The sequence below is a fragment of the Citrobacter sp. Cpo221 genome, from assembly GCF_030332345.1.
Classification (GTDB): domain Bacteria; phylum Pseudomonadota; class Gammaproteobacteria; order Enterobacterales; family Enterobacteriaceae; genus Citrobacter; species Citrobacter portucalensis.
The window spans coordinates 91857-112104 of sequence record NZ_JAOWIA010000029.1 but is presented as its reverse complement, the minus strand read 5'-3'; the positions used below and the strand labels follow the sequence as shown (position 1 = coordinate 112104).

Genomic DNA, 20248 nt, shown 5'->3' with positions numbered 1-20248 from the left:
CGCTATACTAGGCTGTATCCTTTAATTGTACGTGGTACTGACACCTGCGAACAATAATGGGGTACGGCCGATATGGATTAACACCTGGTGCTGTTGCAGGTGAGGAGGAAGAATGAAAATTACCGTACTGGGATGTGGAGCGCTAGGACAGCTTTGGCTTACCGCGCTATGCAAACATGGACATGAGGTGCAAGGGTGGCTACGCGTACCGCAACCCTATTGCAGCGTAAACCTGATCGACACGGATGGGTCAGTTTTTAATGAATCCCTGACGGCAAACGACCCCGACTTTTTGGCAAAAAGCGACCTGCTGCTGGTCACCCTGAAAGCCTGGCAGGTTTCTGATGCGGTAAAAGGCCTGGCCGCAATTCTGCCTGAAACCACCCCGATTCTGCTGATTCACAACGGTATGGGGACGATTGAAGAGCTGCATAGCATTAAGCAACCTCTGCTGATGGGCACCACCACCCACGCGGCACGCCGTGACGGCAACGTCATCATTCATGTCGCTCAGGGAACAACGCGCATTGGTCCGGCGCGTGAACAAGACGGTGATTTCAGTTATCTGGCTGAAGTCCTGCAAGAGGTGCTACCGGACGTCGCCTGGCACGACACTATTCGCGCCGAGCTGTGGCGCAAACTGGCCGTCAACTGTGTCATTAACCCGCTGACCGCATTATGGGATTGCCCAAACGGCGAGTTACGCCATCATCCTGAAAAAATAGCACTCATCTGCGAGGAAGTGGCCGCGGTCATTGAACGCGAAGGCCACCACACATCTGTGGATGATTTACGCTATTATGTCGAGCAAGTGATTGACAGTACGGCGGAAAATATCTCATCGATGCTGCAAGACATACGTGCCCTGCGCCATACTGAGATCGACTACATTACCGGTTATTTGTTAAAACGCGCCCGCGCGCACGGCATCGCCGTTCCGGAAAATGCCCACCTGTTTGAAATGGTTAAGAGAAAGGAAAGTGAGTATGAGCGCTCAAGCACTGGTATGTCTCGCCCCTGGTAGTGAAGAGACCGAAGCGGTCACCACTATCGATCTGCTGGTTCGCGGCGGAATTAAGGTCACAACCGCCAGCGTCGCCAGCGATGGCGGCCTGACTATTGTGTGCTCACGCGGAGTAAAGCTGCTGGCGGATGCACCATTAGTCGAAGTTGCTGACGGCGATTTCGACATTATCGTGCTACCGGGCGGTATTAAAGGCGCCGAGTGTTTTCGCGACAGCCCGCTGCTTATCGAAACCGTGAAACAGTTTCATCGTTCCGGGCGCATTGTCGCGGCAATTTGCGCCGCGGCCGCCACCGTACTCGTCCCACACGATATTTTCCCCATCGGTAACATGACCGGTTTTCCGGCGCTGAAAGACAAAATTCCCGCTGACCAGTGGCAGGACAAGCGCGTCGTATGGGATCCGCGCGTCAATCTGTTAACCAGCCAGGGACCGGGAACCTCAATCGATTTCGGTTTGAAAATCATTGATCTTCTGGTGAGTCGCGAAAAAGCTCACGAGGTGGCGTCACAACTGGTGATGGCCGCGGGAATCTATAACTACTACGAGTAAATATGCTTACCGGATGGTTTCAACCATCCGGTAAAATATTTAAAACCAAGGCACTCCGCTCATAACGTTGCTATAAAACAACATTCTTCCCGCCAGTTCCCCCGTCGCCATTAATACTACCCACACCCAACTCTGTTGGCCGTAGTTCAGACGCGATATTCCCCACACAGCAATGCAGATACTGGCAAATAGCTGCCACCATAGCAGAGGACTTGACGCATCAGCGCCAGGCACATGATAGCGAAACCACAACCCGCCCGCCGTCAACACGATTCCAATTACAATCCCTGCATTGCATGTCGTTGAAGAGGATTTATGCCAATAGCCACCGGCCACCGCCACACTCATAAAACCCAGCAATACTGCCGTTGCCAGGAAGCCAAGCGGCGTAGCTATGGTATGCCAAAGCGAGTGCAGCGCCATTTGGTAATACACCTGAGACGTCACAAAAATTGACACCAGGCCAACAAGCGCAGTCACACCACCCAGAAGATTCGCCCCTGGATGCCCAGGCTTGAGCCAACATAACGCTAACCAGCAAAATATCACGGCATTCAATACTATAAATGCCACTACTTCCCGGCTCAGCCAAGATACTCCCAACCCTGCCATTGAACGGTATGCGCCTGTAGGTGTTCCCAGGTGTGCAAGGGATGCCAAAGAACCCAGCACAGTGATGACCCAAAATAACAGCGCCAGCAGACGATACTGTTTAGCATCGAATTTCAGCGTACCAAAATTCTGACACAACGTTAGTGCCAGGACACCACCAATCCCCCATTGAGCAAAGACCGTAAAAAAGACTAATGGCAATTCATAGTGTTCCATTTCTCTCTCCTCAGTCCCGTGGCGCGATAATCACAATATTGGGCTTACTGATATTGTGATCGGGTAAGTTGTAGCGCTTCTCTAGTACCGTCCATTGGGTGGTATGCTCTTTGCGAAGATCTTCTATCTCGCCAAATCGTAAAACCCCCGCGGGACAAGATTCGACACAGCGTGGTTGTAAACCTTCATCCAGGCGTTCCGCACACAAATTACATTTACTGGTTTTCCCCTCTTCCGCATCGTAAACCGGTGCACTCCAGGGGCAGGCCATAATACACATCCGGCAACCGATACAACGTTCGTGGTCCTGTACAACAATCCCGTCAGCTCGTTTGGTATAAGTCCCGGCAGGGCACACTTTCATGCACTGAGGGTCATCGCAATGGTTACACGACATGCTGATAAAGGCTTGAGTATTAGGTTCATCTGTATTGCGCTCACGCACCCGCCGCCACAACACACCAAGCGGCGTCATATTTTCTGATTTGCAGGCCATGCTGCAGGTTTTACAGCCATAGCAGTTTTGCATATCAATAAGAAATCCATACTGTTTCGTCATGATTATGCCTCCCTTCTCACGTCAACTAACGTACTGTTACAAGAGTGTCCATTGCCCAACAACTCGACCTGATCGTTGGTGACGTGGCTACTACTTCCCCCCTGTTGCTCCCACCAGCCGTTATCCAGGCTCACAACTCCCCGTTTTATATGCGTTGTAACATCGGCAATTGCTCTATGCTCTCCACGATGATTGAAAACAACAACCCACTCTCCGGCCTGGATCTGACGATTATGGGCATCTTCTGGATGAATCATAACGTTCGGGCGATTACGCTGAACCTCGAGGATCCATTCATTCATACCGTGGCTCGAATGTACGCTACGTGCCAGTTTGCGCTGTACCGCCATTAACGGATAGTGGCTTGCCAGTTCAGGTGAACCTTTCACTGACTCTTTCACCTGTCTCCAGGTTACCACCGGCAGGAAGTCTTTTTTGGCCCACTCCTCGATATAAAAATGCGCCTTTCCGGTTGAGGTACGAAACTGCCCATCCTTAAAGGGGATCCAGTCTTCTTTAACGGGGCATACCGGCCCTTTTTTTAACATCTCACGGGTGATACCCGACCCTTTGAGGCAAGTATCAATGTAATGTTCAATGGGCTGATTAAAGACGTCTCCAAATCCAAAACGCTCGGCCAAGCGTGCGAAAATCCAGTAATCCGGTTTAGCTTCTCCCGGTGGTTCCACCGCTTTCTCCATCAGTTGTACATAGTGGCTGCGTACCCCCGCCATTAAACTGACATCTTCAAAAATGGTCGTCACAGGCAGCACCAAATCGGCATACAGTGCAGACGAACTCATCAAATTGTCCGCCACCACGACAAATGGCACTTTTTTAAAGGCTTCTCTGACCTGATTTGTATTCGGCAACTGCGTCATCGCCCCCAGTGTCATGTTCCACCAGAATTTTATTGGATGAGGTTTTTCGTTAACGATCCAGTCCCCAATTTTAGAAATGGGGATCGATGGAATTTTGGCAGCATTTGGCGCAGGGGGGATAATGGGCGAAAATTTCGCCATTTGCCTGACCCCGCCCGCATCACAGACCCCTGCACCAGGCTTACCGATATTGCCGGTTATCAGCGCCAGATAAAATTGGCTGGCAGCAACATAAGTACCAAACTCAGTTCTCTGTGCACCAGACATATTCTGAACTATCATCGCAGGTTGCGTGGAAGCATAGTCTCTCGCCAGGCGTAATACCGTTTGCGCTGGCACATCCGTTTCCTGCTCAACTTTCTGTGTCGTCCAGGGCTTTGCCTGCGCCCAAACGTTATCCAGTACGGTCGTAAAATCACTCTCGTTGGGCAGTTCATCATTCAGCAATGCAGGAATAACGCCCGGCGCATCATGTCGCTTCACGCTTTGTGTCAGGGTATCAAACACCAGATAACTGTCAGTATCCTGCGGATCGGCTCGCATTAACTTCTGTTGTCCATCCACCAGATAAACCGCACCGGTGTGCGCTCGCAGAAAATCCGCGTCATAGCGTTTTTCCTGCATAATAATGTTGATCATCCCTAGCGCCAGCGCGATATCCGTTCCCGGCACAATAGGCACCCACTCATCCGCTTTTGCTGCGGTTTCGTTAAACCGGGGATCGATTACCACCATTCGCGCTCCGTTACGCTGCGCATTTGAATAATCTTTGAAGTAAGCATGCATCGTAACGGCCGGGTTGTTCCCCCAGCAAAGGATATAGCGACTTTCCTTTATTGTGTCGCGGGTATCAGCATACCGTAAGCCCACCATTGGCATCATCGCAGCGGTGACGGCTGCGCAGCATAACGAACCAACATGTTTTGTCGATCCACCAAGATAATCAAAAAATGCCTTCCCCATATCATTTTTGATAGAGTCCATATTCCCTGAGGCTGCTGTTAGCAACAGGCCTTTATTGCCATCGGTAGCGATCGTTTCTCTGATTTTCTTTTCAATAAGCTCAAGCGCGGCATCCCAAGAAATCGGCTTAAATTTTCCTTCACCTTTTTCTCCCGTACGCAGCAAGGGTTGCGTCAGTCGTAGCGGGTGATACACCCATTTCGTTCGGCTAATCCCTCGTAAACAACATTTCACGTTAAAGCCTTTTGTCGCTTCAATTTTCATCAAACGATCTTTCCAGACATATGCCGTCAGGTTGCAATGCAAACATTCCATTGCACAGGTCGAACGAAATGTCTGGTAATCCGATTGCTGCAGACGAAACCGAGGCAGCGGTGCGCCATTGACCTGACGCAACCCTAGAAAGGTTGGACCTAATGAAGCCAGCCCCACCACACCTAGCCCTTTTAACAGGGTTCTTCTTTTTAAACGTATATTGCTCAAAGCATCCATGATCTTTCCTCCAATAAAGTTCATCATTAGTGAACTAAAATTCACCAATAATTAACTTGAGGTGAGTCATGATCTAATCATTTAGAGGTAACGATCTTTTTGAACTATGAAAGCAGCACTGCTTTCTGAACTCAATGATATAATCGAGGAGTATTTAATAAGAGAACGCATATGACTGAAACATCACAAGGGATTAATTCGGTTGATATAGCCGTCAGCATTTTGACATTTGTCGCCAGTCAGAATGGTCAAGCGAGGGCAATCGATATCGCTACTGGGTGTGGTTTGTCGAAAAGCCGTTTACATAAATATCTTATCTCACTTTGTCGCACCGGCATGCTATGCCAAAACGAAAAAGGGCTTTACTGCCTGGGAGCAACCACACTGCAACTGACTGGAGGCCAAACCGGCGCACGAGACGCAATTGACGAGCTCAATGCTATGCTGGTCACTTTTCGCGACACCTTTAACCACTCCACCGGGGTCGTCGTTGCTTCTGAAAATGGATTAATACTCAAACACTACAATCGCAGCTTTCGAAACGTCGATATCGATTTTCTGCCCAATACGCAGGTTCCACTTCATGCCAGTGCTGCAGGGCAAATTTTTATGAGCTTTTCTGATTATCAGGCGCAAAATCTGGCGCAGAAACAGTTGATTAGACAAATAATATCGCAGGGATACGCCGTGCGTTACAACCCAACTCAGGGGATCCCTGGAGCGCAATCTATCGCTTGTCCGCTTCAGAATAGTAAAGGTGGGCTCATTGCAATTGCTGTCACAATGGGTTTTTTTAGTGCCGAAGCCATTCCGCAAATTGCCAACCAACTGGTCAACAGCATCGCATCACTTCAGCCACAAGATTAGCGCAGCCCCAGCGCATAAAGCCGGGGCAAGACTCAATTACGGGCGATACACCTTCACATTTTCAAAGCCCTGCTCGCGCAGATAAAGCGCCTGCAGGCGGCTCATCACCCCGCGTTCACACCACAGCAGCCAGGTTTTACTCTGGTCCAGATCGCCGAATTTAGTGCTCAGCTTGTAGAATGGCAGAGAAACGACGTCCACACCTTCAATCTTCAGCGGTTTATCATCCTGTTCATCCACAGAACGGATATCAAGGATTACGTCATTCGGGCCGAAACCGCTCACGGTTTCCACTTCTACCACGGTCTGCTGCGTCTGCTGGGCGATATCGCGAATATCGATATTGTTCGCTTCTTCAACCACTTTATCGAGGATAGAGAAATCGAAGTTTTCTTCTTCGGCCTCAATCTTCGCTTTGATCGCTTTCACCGTCGGGCTTTTTGAAATTACACCGCAGTATTCCGGCATGGTACGTGCAAAGTCTTCGGTGCCAATTTCACGCGCCAGATTGATGATGTGCTCTTTATCATGGGAGATAAGCGGGCGCAGGATCAGGGTGTCGGATACGTTATCGATCAGACGCAGGTTGGTCAGCGTCTGGCTGGACACCTGGCCCAGTGCTTCACCGGTTACCAGCGCCTGTACGCCGTAGCGCTCAGCGACTTTCGACGCCGCGCGAACCATCATACGTTTGAGAACCACGCCCATCTGGCCGTCATCAACTTTCTCCAGGATCTCACCGACCACCGGTTCAAAGTTGATAGCAACAAAACGCACGCGATGCGAACTACCGAAGCGATTCCACAGGTAATGCGCCACCTGGCGAACGCCGATTTCATGCGCTGCGCCGCCAAGGTTAAAGAAGCAATAGTGCACACGGCAGCCGCGACGCATCAGCATATAGCTGGACACACCGGAGTCGAAACCGCCGGAAATCAGCGACAGTACGTCTTCCTGCGTCCCAATCGGGAAACCACCAATACCTTCATAGCGGCCTTTAACCAGCAGCAGACGGTCGTTTTCGATTTCAAGATTAACGGTCACATCCGGCTTCGTCAGCTTCACGCGTGCAGATTCAATATGTTGGTTCAGTCCACCGCCAACATAACGTTCCACCTCAATGGAGCTAAACTCATGCTTCCCGCGACGCTTCACGCGTACACAGAAGGTTTTACCTTCCAGTTGATCGCGATACTGCACCAGTGCCTTCTCAAAAATATCGTGCATATCGGTAAACGGCACGTCTTCTACTTCGAGAATGTGGTGGATACCCGGAATACGGGTCAGCGCGTCGCGAATATCCAGGCGCTGGCTTTCATCTTTAGCGCGAACCTCAACGTGATCCCAGTGACGGACAACGGCAAGGTCTTCATCATAGTGCTTTAAAACGTTACGAATGTTCCCTGTCAGAATTTTTATAAAGCGCAAACGCACAGATTGGCTTTTGATGGTGATTTCTGGGAACAATTTAATGATAAACTTCATGGCGGCAATGGTTCTTAGGCAAGTCTGAATGACTTGTAATGGAAAAAAATACAGCAGCCCATACCCGCGACTGCATCCAGGCGCGCAAGTATATCACCATCACGCGGCTACTGTGCACATTGCGCGTTATTTGCTTATCAGTGCGAGTCCGTTACCATAGTCTTGTGCTGCCAATACAGAGAGTCAGACATTCATTATGCCGAAGAAAAATGAAGCGCCCGCCAGTTTTGAAACCGCGCTGAGCGAGCTGGAACAAATTGTTACCCGTCTGGAAGGCGGCGACCTGCCGTTAGAAGAAGCGTTGAACGAATTCGAACGTGGCGTACAGTTGGCGCGTCAGGGACAGGTCAAATTACAACAGGCTGAACAGCGCGTACAAATCCTGCTGTCAGATACTGAAGACGCCGCCCTTACGCCTTTTACACCGGATAATGAGTAAATGGATTTTACGCAGCAGCTACAGGCTTGCGTTGAGCAGGCAAACCAGGCACTGAGCCGTTTTATCGCGCCACTGCCCTTTCAGAACACTCCCGTGGTAGAAACCATGCAATATGGCGCATTATTAGGCGGTAAACGTCTGCGCCCGTTCCTGGTGTATGCGACCGGTCAGATGTTTGGTGTCAGCCTGAGTACGCTTGATGCTCCCGCTGCCGCCGTCGAATGCATTCATGCCTATTCGCTGATGCACGATGATTTACCCGCGATGGACGACGACGACCTGCGACGCGGTCTGCCTACTTGCCACGTAAAATTTGGCGAGGCAAATGCGATCCTGGCCGGAGATGCGCTGCAAACGCTGGCGTTCTCTATTATCAGCGATGCCCCAATGCCGGAAGTCGCTGACCGTGACCGCATTGCGATGATCTCTGAACTGGCTCAGGCCAGCGGCATCGCCGGTATGTGCGGTGGTCAGGCGCTGGATCTGGAAGCTGAAGGTCATCAGGTTGAGCTGGATGCGCTGGAGCGGATTCACCGCCATAAAACCGGGGCATTGATTCGCGCCGCCGTGCGTCTGGGGGCGTTAAGTGCTGGCGATAAAGGGCGAGAATGCCTGCCAATACTCGACAAATACGCAGAAAGCATCGGTCTGGCCTTCCAGGTTCAGGATGACATCCTGGATGTGGTAGGCGATACTGCAACATTGGGTAAACGTCAGGGTGCTGACCAGCAGCTTGGCAAAAGTACCTATCCTGCACTTCTGGGTCTTGAGCAAGCCCAGAATAAAGCCCGGGATTTAATCGAGGATGCCCGCCAGTCGTTAAGTCTGCTGGCCGCACAGTCACTCGATACCTCGGCACTGGAAGCGCTAGCGGACTACATAATCCAGCGTGATAAATAAACCAACATATCCCATGAGCTTGCGATGAGTTTTGATATAGCCAAATACCCGACCCTGGCGCTGGTCGACTCCACCCTGGAGTTACGCCTGCTGCCAAAAGAGAGCCTGCCAAAGCTTTGCGACGAACTGCGCCGCTATTTGCTCGACAGCGTAAGCCGTTCCAGCGGGCACTTCGCCTCTGGTCTGGGCACGGTGGAACTCACCGTCGCGCTGCACTATGTCTACAACACCCCGTTTGACCAGTTAATCTGGGATGTAGGACATCAGGCTTACCCGCACAAAATTCTGACCGGTCGTCGCGATAAAATCGGCACCATTCGTCAGAAAGGCGGCCTGCATCCGTTCCCATGGCGCGGTGAAAGCGAGTATGACGTACTGAGCGTTGGGCACTCTTCAACCTCCATCAGCGCAGGTATCGGTATTGCGGTTGCCGCCGAGAAAGAAGGTAAAGAGCGCCGTACCGTGTGTGTGATTGGTGATGGAGCCATCACCGCAGGGATGGCGTTTGAAGCGATGAACCACGCAGGCGATATTAAGCCCGACATGCTGGTTATCCTTAACGACAATGAAATGTCGATTTCAGAGAACGTTGGCGCGCTGAACAATCATCTGGCGCAACTGCTCTCTGGCAAACTCTACTCCTCGCTGCGCGAAGGTGGGAAGAAAGTCTTCTCCGGCGTGCCGCCGATTAAAGAACTGCTCAAACGTACCGAAGAACACATCAAAGGCATGGTTGTGCCGGGTACGCTGTTTGAAGAACTGGGCTTTAACTATATCGGTCCGGTGGACGGTCACGACGTGCTGGGGCTTATTACTACGCTCAAAAACATGCGCGATCTGAAAGGCCCGCAGTTCCTGCACATCATGACCAAAAAGGGTCGTGGCTATGAGCCTGCGGAAAAAGATCCGATCACCTTCCACGCGGTACCAAAATTCGATCCATCCAGCGGATGCCTGCCGAAAAGCAGTGGCGGCCTGCCGAGCTATTCAAAAATTTTCGGTGACTGGCTGTGCGAGACCGCAGCGAAAGACAATAAGCTGATGGCAATCACCCCGGCGATGCGCGAAGGTTCCGGAATGGTGGAGTTTTCACGTAAGTTCCCGGACCGCTATTTCGATGTGGCGATTGCCGAGCAGCACGCTGTGACGTTTGCTGCCGGTCTGGCGATTGGCGGCTACAAGCCGGTGGTAGCCATTTACTCGACTTTCCTGCAACGCGCCTACGATCAGGTGCTGCACGATGTAGCCATCCAGAAACTGCCGGTCCTGTTCGCCGTTGACCGGGCAGGGATTGTTGGCGCAGATGGACAAACCCATCAGGGGGCTTTCGATCTCTCCTTCCTGCGCTGCATCCCGGAAATGGTCATCATGACCCCGAGTGATGAAAACGAATGCCGCCAGATGCTGTTCACCGGCTATCACTACAATGACGGTCCAACGGTCGTGCGCTACCCACGCGGCAACGCGGTAGGCGTTGAGCTGACCCCGCTGGAACAACTGCCAATTGGTAAAGGCATCGTGAAACGTCACGGGGAAAAAGTGGCGATTCTCAACTTCGGTACCCTGATGCCGGAAGCCGCTCAGGTAGCAGAGTCGCTGAACGCCACGCTGGTCGATATGCGTTTTGTAAAACCACTGGATGAAACGTTGATCCTTGAAATGGCTGCCCAACACGAGGTGCTGGTTACCATTGAAGAGAACGCCATTATGGGTGGTGCTGGCAGCGGCGTAAACGAAGTGCTGATGGCCCATCGTAAGCCCGTCCCGGTGCTGAACATTGGCCTACCAGACTTCTTCATCCCGCAGGGAACTCAGGATGAAGCTCGTGCCGATCTGGGTCTGAATGCCGCCGGAATTGAGACCAAAATCAAGGCCTGGCTGGCATAATCCCCTCCCCGCTCCTGCTATGCTTAATTCATCACGAGCTAAGCAGGAGTGGATTGATGAAATACAACATCTTAGGAAAAACCGACCTACGGGTCTCCCGCCTTTGCCTGGGTTGCATGACGTTTGGCGAACCCAATCGCGGCAATCACGCCTGGACGCTACCCGAAGAAAGCAGCCGCCCGATAATCAAACACGCCCTTGAGGGCGGCATTAACTTTTTCGATACCGCCAACAGCTACTCCGCTGGCAGTAGCGAAGAGATTGTCGGTCGCGCGCTGCGTGATTTCGCCCGCCGCGAAGATGTCGTGGTCGCTACCAAGGTTTTTCATCAGGTTGATGATTTAGCGGAAGGATTATCCCGCGCACAAATCCTGCGCTCGATTGATGACAGTCTCCGACGCCTGGGTATGGACTATGTGGACATCCTGCAAATTCACCGCTGGGATTACAACACGCCAATCGAAGAAACGCTGGAGGCTCTAAACGACGTCGTGAAAGCCGGTAAAGCTCGCTATATTGGCGCCTCATCCATGCACGCCTCGCAGTTTGCCCAGGCTCTGGCCTTACAGAAGCAACACGGCTGGGCGCAGTTCGTCAGCATGCAGGATCACTACAACCTAATCTACCGCGAAGAAGAACGCGAAATGCTGCCGCTTTGCTATCAGGAAGGCGTGGCCGTCATCCCATGGAGCCCGCTGGCGCGCGGTCGCCTGACGCGTCCCTGGGGAGAAACAACCGCACGTCTGGTTTCCGATGAAGTCGGTAAAAATTTGTACAACGAGAGCGATGAAAATGACGCGCAAATCGCCGCACGACTGACCGGTGTCAGTGAGGAGTTGGGTGTAACGCGGGCACAGGTTGCGCTGGCCTGGCTGCTGAGCAAACCCGGCGTGGCAGCGCCAATTATTGGCTCTTCGCGTGAGGAACAGCTGGATGAGTTGCTCAACGCGGTAGATTTAACGTTGAAGCCGGAGCAAATTGCCGAGCTGGAAACGCCGTACAAACAGCATCCGGTGGTGGGATTTAAATAAGCGCGATTGAAGATTGTAGGCCGGATAAGCATAGCGCATCCGGCACTGATCGCCCGATGTCGCGGCGCTTATCGGGCCTACAATAGCCCCTGAAAAAGGTTAAATGATACCTACCGGCCAGTGATGGCCGATAAAATACAAAATTCCGGCAGAGAGTATTCCGGCCACAATATCGTCGATCATAATCCCCGTGCCGCCATGCACGTTGCGATCGAACCAACGAATCGGCCACGGCTTCCACATATCCAGAATACGGAAAATCACAAATCCGGCGGCAACCCACTGCCAGTCGTTTGTCGGCAGCGCCATCAGGGTAATCCACATCCCGACAAACTCGTCCCAGACAATACTACCGTGATCGTGCACGCCCATATCTTTCGCCGTTTGATGGCACAGATAAACGCCGATACAGATAGATAACATCACCACCAGCGAATACAGCTGCCACGGCAGAAAGGTCATTAAATACCAAAAAGGGATCGCCGCCAGCGATCCCATCGTGCCAGGAACAATTGGGCTCAGCCCGCTGCCAAAACCGGTGGCTAACAGGTGCCACGGATTGCGCATACTCAGGCGGCTTTTGGCGACATCTTTTTTAAGGCGCGGCAAAATGGTCATATCCTTTCCAGCCAAACGTGACGGGTTTTCCATCGCGCGTAAAGTGAATGCCTTCCACGTCCGCGCTCATCTGCCCAATGCAGGTAAACGCTGCGCCGAGATTTCCCAGCGCCACGTCCAGCGCACCACGATTAATTTCCGGTACGGTAAAGCATAACTCATAATCTTCACCTCCCGAGAGCGCCCAGCGCAGGGCCTGTTCCGGCTCAACGTGCTGTGACAATGCCGTGGAGTATGGCAGCACATCAACGTTAACCCGTGCGCCACAGCCGCTGGCATTAACGATGTGTCCCAAATCGGAAATCAGGCCATCGGAGAGATCGATAGCCGCACTGGCCAGATCGCGCAGGGCTTGTCCCTGCAAAATACGCGGCGTGGGACGCAGATGGCGTTGCAGCAGATAGTCCGCGTCTGTTGCATCTGCAACCTGCAATCGGTTCTGCAAAATCGCCAGCCCGGCCGCACTGTCACCCGGCGTGCCGGTAACATAAATCCAGTCACCCGGTTTCGCGCCAGAGCGTTTTAAAGCCCGCCCAACGGGGACGTAGCCATGGATACCCAGCGTCATCGACAGCGGCCCACGCGTGGTGTCACCGCCAATCAGCTGCATATCATAGTAATTGAGGAGTTCAAACAGGCCATCGCTGAAGGCTTCCAGCCAGGCTTCATCGACGTCAGGTAACGTGAGCGCCAGCGTCAACCACGCAGGATCTGCCCCCATCGCCGCCAGATCGCTCAAATTCACCGCCAGCGCTTTCCACGCGAGATCGGTCGGATCAATGTCGGGGAGGAAGTGGTTACCTGCCACCAGCGTATCGGTACTGATCGCCAGCGTTTGTTTTTCAGGGATGTTCAGAAGTGCGCAGTCGTCACCAATACCGGTTTCGACATCAAGACGGGACGTTCTTACGCGGTCAAAATAACGGGCAATCAGGGAAAACTCGCCACATGCCATACGTTATGCCTCAGCAGAAAAAAAAGAAAAAGCCGGGGACAGCGGAAACAGGTTCCACCATCCAGCCGGCCTCGGGATTACTTTTTGTTGGGGCGAATCACAGGTGCTGCTTTATCCAGTACGCCGTTCACGAATTTGTGGCTATCTTCGGCGCCGAAGGTTTTTGCCAGTTCAATCGCTTCGTTGATGGCCACTTTGTACGGCACATCACTACGTTTAGACAATTCAAACAGCGCAATACGCAGTACAGCTTTTTCTACCTGACCCAGCTCTTCCAACAGACGAGACAGGTAAGGCTTCATTAATCCATCCAGGTACGCGCTGTTAGTCGCCACCCCGGACAGCAGTTCACGGAAATACAGAACGTCGACATCTTTAACGTCCTGTTCCGCCAGGAACTGGTATTCAACATCAGCGATGTCGTTCTGGGACAACTGCCAGGAGTAGAGCGCCTGGACGGCACACTCACGGGCGCGGCGACGAGCAGCAGGTTTCACGGATTTCCCCTTACAAAAATCAGGCCTTGATGGCTTTCAATACATTAATCATTTCAAGCGCAGTCAGTGCAGCTTCTGCGCCTTTGTTACCGGCTTTAGTGCCAGCACGTTCGATGGCTTGTTCAATACTTTCGGTGGTCAGAACACCGAAGGCTACCGGAATGCCACTGTCCTGAGCGACATGCGCCAGGCCATTACTTGCACCGCCAGCCACATATTCGAAGTGCGCGGTACCGCCACGGATCACCGTACCGAGCGCAATCACCGCGTCGTATTTACCGGTTTTTGCCAGTGCGTCTGCCGCCAGTGGCAGCTCATATGCACCTGGAACCCAAACAACGGTAATGTTTTCATCTTTAACCTGGCCAATACGTTTCAGGGCGTCGATAGCACCTTCCAGCAGGCTGTCATTGATAAAGTTGTTGAAACGCGCAATGGTGATGGCGACGCGAGCGTCCGGGGTAGCAACGTTAGCTTCAATAATGTTCATATTCTTCCTTCGGGTTCGATTTTTGGCCCCGTAAGGGGGGCGGATTTTATCATAATATTCTGTGCGCTGCTTCCTCTAAATCAGAAAGCCTCACGCAGTCGTTAAATGCAGGCAAACGTCCGGGCCCACCTGGCGTATCTCATTGAATTTGAAATGGGGTGCGTCAGCCAGTTTCTCAAGGCCTGGAAGCACACATAATCCTCTCGCATCGCTGCCTAACAGTTTAGGCGCAACATAAACGATTAGCTCATCGACCAAACCGGCCTGTAATAATGCCCCTGCGAGCGTTGGGCCTGCTTCAACCCAAATGCTGTTAATTTGCTGTTTGCCCAGTTGCATCATTAGCACCACCAGATCCAGATGCCCGTTATGTTCCGGCACCTTCAGGCTGCGCACCGTCTCCGGCCAGCTACGAGGGTCGTCTTCAGTCCGGACAATCCAGGTTTCTCCTGGCTGTTGCACAATTTGGTGCTCCGGTGTGACCTGATTCTGGCTATCAAGAACAATGCGGATTGGCTGGCGCAGCTCTTCCTGCGGGTAACTCGCCTGAGTTGACTCCCCTAGCTCCGACCAACGCACGGTAAGCTGAGGGTCGTCTGCCAGCACCGTAGAACTGCTGGTTAAAATGGCATGGCTTTGCGCGCGCAAGCGTTGCACATCGCGGCGCGCCTGTGGCGAGGTAATCCACTGGCTTTCACCGCTGGCCATCGCCGTACGGCCATCAAGCGACGCGCCAAGCTTAAGCTGAAGATACGGGAATCCCGTACGCATGCGCTTGAGGAAGCCTTTATTCAGTTGCTCAACTTCGCTCATCATCAGCCCGTGGCTGACGTCGATGCCCGCCTGCTGTAAACGGTAGAGCCCACGTCCTGCGACCTGCGGATTGGGATCCTGCATCGCCGCAACCACACGCGACACCCCCGCCGCAATCAGCGCATCGCAACACGGCGGCGTGCGACCATGATGACTGCAGGGTTCGAGCGTCACGTAGGCAGTTGCCCCCTGCGCTTTTTCTCCGGCCATCCGCAGAGCATGAACTTCGGCATGCGGTTCGCCCGCACGGTGATGATATCCTTCACCGACGATCTCCCCATCTTTCACAATCACGCAGCCCACGTTGGGGTTGGGGTGAGTGGTAAAACGTCCGCGCGCAGCAAGCTTCAGCGCGCGCGCCATGTACAATTCATCCTGCATGGCTTAGTCCTGTAGGCGAGCAATCTCTTCGCCAAATTCTTTGATATCTTCGAAACTCCGGTAGACAGAGGCAAAGCGGATGTAGGCGACTTTATCGAGCTTTTTCAACTGCTCCATCACCAGGTTGCCAATCATCTTACTCAGCACCTCACGCTCGCCCGTCGCACGCAGCTGTGATTTGATATGGTTTAACGCCATTTCGACGTCATCTGCGCTGACAGGCCGTTTCTCAAGCGCTCTGAGCATGCCGCTGCGCAGCTTTTCTTCATTAAAGGGTTCACGCACATCGTTGCTTTTCACAACGCGCGGCATGACAAGTTCAGCCACTTCAAAAGTGGTGAAACGTTCGTTACAAACCAGACACTGCCGACGGCGGCGTACCGAGGAGCCCTCGCCTACAAGACGAGAGTCAATTACCTTAGTGTCTACGGCGAAACAGAATGGGCAATGCATACGGCGTCCTGTACCTCAGTGGTTAACAGAATCTATTTTACCCTGAACTGCCGTGACAACAAAGGCGCTGCGCTTTTGAGACAAAGGATCGATGCCTTCGTGCTCAGTGCACACTACCATTATGCTATCGCGACAATGAAGGAAGTAATCACAATGACAAGACGTTACCTAAGAATTCTCCTGGTGGGAAGTCTCTTTAGTCTTAGTGCCTGCGCACAGCAAAGCGAAGTACGCCAGATGCATCAAAGCGTTAGCACGTTGAATAAAGAGATGACGCAGCTTAATCAAGAAACGGTAAAAATTACGCAACAAAATATGTTGAATGCAAAATCAACCAGCGGCGTCTATCTGCTACCGGGTTCCAAAACCCCGGCACGACTGGACAGCCAGATTGGCACCTTACGCATGTCGCTGGTGAACATTGCACCGAACGCCGATGGTACGCGCCTGACGCTACGGATTCAGGGTGAATCCAACACGCCTTTACCCGCTTTTAGCGCCACCGTCGAGTACGGGCAAATTCAGGGCACCACGGACAACTATCAGGAAGTGAACGTTCATAACCAGTTGGTCAACGCTCCGGCGAGTATTCTTGCTCCCAGCGACGTAGACATTCCGTTACAGATAAATGGCCTCACTCCAGATCAGTTAGGATTTGTGCGCATCCACGACGTCCAGCCTGTTAGCCAATAAACTTTTTTGCGGAACGTTTTGTGCGTTCCGCAACATCACTCTGCTCCATTTTGTTACTCCCCTGACATAACCGATATTTCTGGTAAAACTTGGCAACATTCATGGGAGCCAGTACAATTCGTCGCCTAAAGTACGCAAACGTGAACGCAATCGATTACGTAAATGATAGAACTGTGAAACAAGACATATTTTTGTGAACAATGATTTTTATAATAGGCTCCGAAGAATTACGAAATATTTAGAAACGCAAATTGCGCATTTTTCACTCCCGAAAGGGATTTCAAACAGTGGCATACATATGAAAAAAACATTACTTGCAGCCGGTGCAGTGCTGGCGCTCTCCTCGTCTTTTACTGCCAACGCAGCAGAAAATGACAAACCGCAATATCTGTCCGACTGGTGGCACCAGAGCGTTAACGTGGTGGGTAGCTATCACACCCGTTTCTCCCCGAAACTGAACAACGACGTGTATCTGGAATACGAAGCGTTTGCTAAAAAAGACTGGTTTGACTTCTATGGCTACATCGATATTCCGAAAACCTTCGACTGGGGTAACGGCAACGATAAAGGTATCTGGTCTGACGGTTCCCCGCTGTTTATGGAAATCGAACCGCGTTTCTCCATCGACAAACTGACCGGTGCTGACCTGAGCTTTGGTCCGTTCAAAGAATGGTATTTCGCCAACAACTACATCTACGATATGGGTGATAACAAAGCCAGCCGCCAGAGCACCTGGTATATGGGTCTGGGTACCGATATCGATACCGGTCTGCCGATGGGTCTGTCTTTGAACGTGTATGCTAAATACCAGTGGCAGAACTATGGCGCATCCAACGAAAACGAGTGGGATGGCTACCGTTTCAAAGTGAAATACTTTGTGCCGATCACCCAGGTTTGGGGCGGCCAGTTGACCTACATCGGCTTCACCAACTTCGACTGGGGCTCAGATTTGGGTGATGATCCGAACCGCACCAGCAACTCTATCGCGTCCAGCCACGTCCTGGCGCTGAACTACGATCACTGGCATTACTCCGTCGTAGCGCGTTACTTCCATAACGGCGGCCAGTGGAAAGGTGGAGATACCCTGAACTGGGGCGAAGGCGATTTCAGCGCGAAATCTACCGGTTGGGGTGGTTACCTGGTCGTAGGTTACAACTTCTAATCCAGACAATGTTTCGCAGACAAGCCAGCTTAACCGCTGGCTTTTTTATGGCTGGTCTTCACAGCGTACTTTACGCAAAAAGTCACTTAGCGAGCGATCTGCCGATTCGCGAAAATGCCTGTCGAGTGGCGTAATCTTCAGACATCGATCAACGCGAAAGCAACGATAATCGTCACGCTTCTCGCACCAGCCAACCAGCAGCCAGTGCTCGCCCCAGAAAAATAATCCCAGCGGCTGAACGTCGCGCCAGGAGAGGTTCCCGGACTCATCGCGATAATGCAGCGCCAGCACCTGCTGTGCTGAAACCGCGCGATGTATGAGATCGAAGGCACTACGTGAATGCGGCTGATTACCAAAATCTGGCGCGAAAATCCGCGTTTGCTCGGCTCTGCGCCGACTCTCTGGCGGCAATATCGCCAACACTTTTTCCTGCGCGGATTCCAACGCCTGTGAGAGTGAATCCCCACCCCATGTTTTCAGCAACCGAATCGCTACCATCAATGCTTCTGATTCGTGATGCGTTAACATCAACGGCGGTAGATCAAACCCGGCCATTAAGCGGTATCCGCTGCCCACTTCGCCTTCAATAGGCACGCCGGATAAAGAGAGATCGCGGATATCGCGATAAATCGTCCGTTCAGAAACCTCAAGACGCTCTGCCAGCAGCGCCGCCGTTGTCACTCGCCTGCCACGCAGGATTTGCACAATCTGAAACAAGCGGTCGGCGCGTCTGCTCATTTTAATCCTCAGTGCTGAAAATATTACGCGGGTTGATGTAAACCAACACGATTGCCTTCGCTGTCAGTAAATAGCGCAATCGTACCAATGTCCTGCCCCAGTTCGAGTGGGCCAAACACACACTGACCGCCAGCAGTGGCGACGCGTTCAAGCGTTGCAGCCAAATCGTCCGTATGCAGATAAATAATAGCGCCCTGCGCTGAAGGCGTAATACCATCAAATTTAGCCAGCGCCCCGCCGGGAGCGGGATCCTGATGCGGAAATACGGCGAGCTCAGCGCAGTCCATGTTCTCCCTACGCAAAGAAACCTGCATCACTGGCTCATAAAAAGCGATGGCGCGATCCATTTGTGCCACGGGGATTTCAAACCAATTAATTACGTTGCTCATACTTCCTCCTGCCTGTGTGGGTAATCTCAGGAGGACTATAAGACAGGGCTACTGACAGCATACTGTCAGTAGTGTGGCGACAGGAAAAGATAATTACCTGTCGCTAATTCACAGGCAAAAAAAATCCCGACCTTGCGATCGGGATTCCAGTATCTTCACTCCTGGATGGGTTAAGGCAGAATCGACGGTTGATCCGCCCCTTCTTTCTCGACCTTCTGCTGCAGCATGTGCTCACGCTTCATACCCAGCTTCAGCGCCAGCGCCGAAGCCACGTAGATAGAAGACGCAGTACCGATGGAAACACCGATCAGCATCGTCAGTGAGAATCCTTCCAGTACCGGACCACCGAACAGGAACAGCATCAGAATAACCATCAACGTTGTACCGGACGTAATCAACGTACGGTGCAGCGTTTGAGTCAGTGACACGTTAAAGATTTCGTAAGGCGTACCGCGACGAATTTTGCGGAAGTTTTCACGAATACGGTCAGATACAACGATACTGTCGTTCAGCGAGTAACCGATTACCGACATCAGTGATGCGACGATAGTCAGGTCAATCTCGATATGGAACAACGACAGGATCCCAAGTGTGATAATCACGTCGTGCGCCAGCGCGATAACTACCCCTGCCGCCAGTCGCCACTCAAAACGGAAACCGACGTACACCAGGATGGAGATCAACGCCGCCATCAGCGCCATCGCACCGGTTTGCGCCAGGTCTGCACCCACGCTCGGACCCACGAATTCAATTCGCTTCACCGCGGCGTTTTGGTTGGTGGATTCGTTAATCACACTCAACACTTTACTACCCAGCACCTGACCGCCGTCTGCACCTTCAGTTGGCGGCATACGTACCATAATGTCGTGGCTGCTGCCGAAGTTCTGCAGAAGCGGATCAACGAAGCCCGCTTTCTCCAGCGCATCGCGCATCACGTCCATATCGGCCGGTTTTTCCAGCGTGATTTCAATAACCGTACCACCGGTGAAATCGAGACCCCAGTTAAACCCGCGTACGCCCATCACCACGATGGCCGCAATCAGCAGGAAACCTGAAATGCCGAAAGCCCAGTAGTCCCAGCGCATAAAGTCCCAGACTTTACGGCCGTGGTTCAATTGTTCAACAGTATATTCCTGTGCCACTTCGCACT

General features: G+C 52.3%; 22 protein-coding genes. 9 read left to right on the top strand and 13 right to left on the bottom strand.

Annotation, left to right across the window (positions count from 1 at the left end; genetic code table 11):
- The first annotated feature begins 112 nt into the window (after positions 1-112).
- Positions 113-1024: a 2-dehydropantoate 2-reductase gene (gene panE, locus OGY72_RS01725; RefSeq protein WP_149281124.1), complete on the top strand. Its 912-nt coding sequence runs from the start codon at positions 113-115 to the stop codon at positions 1022-1024.
- Positions 987-1577, top strand: a complete 591-nt coding sequence (gene yajL / locus OGY72_RS01720) for a protein deglycase YajL (protein ID WP_126319036.1) — start codon at positions 987-989, stop codon at positions 1575-1577. Before panE ends, yajL begins: the two co-directional genes overlap by 38 nt.
- Positions 1578-1616: 39 nt before the next feature.
- On the opposite strand, the gene OGY72_RS01715 is transcribed toward yajL, so the two are convergent.
- Genes OGY72_RS01715 through OGY72_RS01705 form a run of 3 tightly spaced genes read right to left on the bottom strand, consistent with a single transcriptional unit; the run spans position 1617 to position 5300 of the window.
- Positions 1617-2405, bottom strand: coding sequence for a dimethyl sulfoxide reductase anchor subunit family protein (locus OGY72_RS01715; protein ID WP_286546413.1), 789 nt, complete (start codon positions 2403-2405; stop codon positions 1617-1619).
- 10 nt (positions 2406-2415) lie between these two features.
- The gene (locus OGY72_RS01710) at positions 2416-2964 is read right to left on the bottom strand and encodes a 4Fe-4S dicluster domain-containing protein (RefSeq protein WP_170972905.1); all 549 of its coding nucleotides are present in this window, start codon (positions 2962-2964) and stop codon (positions 2416-2418) included.
- A gap of 2 nt (positions 2965-2966) precedes the next feature.
- Complete coding sequence (locus OGY72_RS01705) at positions 2967-5300, bottom strand: molybdopterin-containing oxidoreductase family protein (protein WP_286546410.1); 2334 nt, start codon at positions 5298-5300, stop codon at positions 2967-2969.
- 171 nt (positions 5301-5471) lie between these two features.
- On the opposite strand from OGY72_RS01705, the gene OGY72_RS01700 reads away from it, so the two are divergent.
- Complete coding sequence (locus OGY72_RS01700; protein ID WP_191238811.1) at positions 5472-6167, top strand: helix-turn-helix domain-containing protein; 696 nt, start codon at positions 5472-5474, stop codon at positions 6165-6167.
- 36 nt (positions 6168-6203) lie between these two features.
- On the opposite strand, the gene thiI is transcribed toward OGY72_RS01700, so the two are convergent.
- The gene (gene thiI, locus OGY72_RS01695; RefSeq protein WP_003830998.1) at positions 6204-7652 is read right to left on the bottom strand and encodes a tRNA uracil 4-sulfurtransferase ThiI; all 1449 of its coding nucleotides are present in this window, start codon (positions 7650-7652) and stop codon (positions 6204-6206) included.
- 196 nt (positions 7653-7848) lie between these two features.
- On the opposite strand from thiI, the gene xseB reads away from it, so the two are divergent.
- Genes xseB through yajO form a run of 4 tightly spaced genes read left to right on the top strand, consistent with a single transcriptional unit; the run spans position 7849 to position 11909 of the window.
- Entirely contained in the window at positions 7849-8091 is a 243-nt protein-coding gene (gene xseB / locus OGY72_RS01690; RefSeq protein ID WP_003021586.1) for an exodeoxyribonuclease VII small subunit, read from the top strand.
- Positions 8092-8991: a (2E,6E)-farnesyl diphosphate synthase gene (gene ispA, locus OGY72_RS01685; RefSeq protein ID WP_181509333.1), complete on the top strand. Its 900-nt coding sequence runs from the start codon at positions 8092-8094 to the stop codon at positions 8989-8991.
- Positions 8992-9015: 24 nt separating this feature from the next.
- Positions 9016-10878, top strand: coding sequence for a 1-deoxy-D-xylulose-5-phosphate synthase (dxs, locus tag OGY72_RS01680; protein ID WP_286546400.1), 1863 nt, complete (start codon positions 9016-9018; stop codon positions 10876-10878).
- Positions 10879-10934: 56 nt separating this feature from the next.
- Positions 10935-11909, top strand: a complete 975-nt coding sequence (gene yajO / locus OGY72_RS01675) for a 1-deoxyxylulose-5-phosphate synthase YajO (RefSeq protein ID WP_008783931.1) — start codon at positions 10935-10937, stop codon at positions 11907-11909.
- Between the two features lie 99 nt (positions 11910-12008).
- Here yajO and pgpA read toward each other — a convergent pair whose 3' ends face one another.
- From pgpA to nrdR, 6 genes are all read right to left on the bottom strand, one after another.
- The gene (pgpA, locus tag OGY72_RS01670; RefSeq protein WP_003021578.1) at positions 12009-12527 is read right to left on the bottom strand and encodes a phosphatidylglycerophosphatase A; all 519 of its coding nucleotides are present in this window, start codon (positions 12525-12527) and stop codon (positions 12009-12011) included.
- Entirely contained in the window at positions 12505-13482 is a 978-nt protein-coding gene (thiL, locus tag OGY72_RS01665; RefSeq protein ID WP_286546396.1) for a thiamine-phosphate kinase, read from the bottom strand. The genes pgpA and thiL overlap by 23 nt, the downstream gene beginning before the upstream one ends.
- 77 nt (positions 13483-13559) lie before the next feature.
- Entirely contained in the window at positions 13560-13979 is a 420-nt protein-coding gene (gene nusB, locus OGY72_RS01660) for a transcription antitermination factor NusB (RefSeq protein ID WP_000801129.1), read from the bottom strand.
- Positions 13980-13998: 19 nt separating this feature from the next.
- Positions 13999-14469, bottom strand: a complete 471-nt coding sequence (ribH, locus tag OGY72_RS01655; RefSeq protein ID WP_003021575.1) for a 6,7-dimethyl-8-ribityllumazine synthase — start codon at positions 14467-14469, stop codon at positions 13999-14001.
- Positions 14470-14559: 90 nt separating this feature from the next.
- Complete coding sequence (gene ribD / locus OGY72_RS01650; RefSeq protein ID WP_063941301.1) at positions 14560-15663, bottom strand: bifunctional diaminohydroxyphosphoribosylaminopyrimidine deaminase/5-amino-6-(5-phosphoribosylamino)uracil reductase RibD; 1104 nt, start codon at positions 15661-15663, stop codon at positions 14560-14562.
- Between the two features lie 3 nt (positions 15664-15666).
- The gene (gene nrdR, locus OGY72_RS01645) at positions 15667-16116 is read right to left on the bottom strand and encodes a transcriptional regulator NrdR (protein ID WP_286546392.1); all 450 of its coding nucleotides are present in this window, start codon (positions 16114-16116) and stop codon (positions 15667-15669) included.
- 153 nt (positions 16117-16269) lie between these two features.
- On the opposite strand from nrdR, the gene OGY72_RS01640 reads away from it, so the two are divergent.
- Both OGY72_RS01640 and OGY72_RS01635 read left to right on the top strand, forming a co-directional pair.
- Positions 16270-16809 (top strand): SadB/YajI family lipoprotein, encoded by a 540-nt coding sequence (locus OGY72_RS01640; protein WP_003830983.1) that lies wholly within the window; start codon positions 16270-16272, stop codon positions 16807-16809.
- A 298-nt stretch (positions 16810-17107) separates the two neighbouring features.
- Complete coding sequence (locus OGY72_RS01635) at positions 17108-17971, top strand: nucleoside-specific channel-forming protein Tsx (protein ID WP_003021561.1); 864 nt, start codon at positions 17108-17110, stop codon at positions 17969-17971.
- Positions 17972-18016: 45 nt separating this feature from the next.
- On the opposite strand, the gene OGY72_RS01630 is transcribed toward OGY72_RS01635, so the two are convergent.
- The 3 genes from OGY72_RS01630 to secF all read right to left on the bottom strand — a co-directional run bounded on the left by OGY72_RS01630 (position 18017) and on the right by secF (position 20240).
- A complete protein-coding gene (locus tag OGY72_RS01630) occupies positions 18017-18709 on the bottom strand; it encodes a helix-turn-helix transcriptional regulator (RefSeq protein ID WP_032942528.1) in 693 nt (230 codons plus the stop codon).
- 23 nt (positions 18710-18732) lie between these two features.
- Positions 18733-19098 carry a VOC family protein gene (locus tag OGY72_RS01625; RefSeq protein WP_003021554.1) on the bottom strand — a complete coding sequence of 122 codons (366 nt, stop codon included), beginning with the start codon at positions 19096-19098 and terminating at the stop codon, positions 18733-18735.
- A gap of 170 nt (positions 19099-19268) precedes the next feature.
- Positions 19269-20240, bottom strand: coding sequence for a protein translocase subunit SecF (secF, locus tag OGY72_RS01620; RefSeq protein WP_003021550.1), 972 nt, complete (start codon positions 20238-20240; stop codon positions 19269-19271).
- Positions 20241-20248 lie beyond the last annotated feature (8 nt).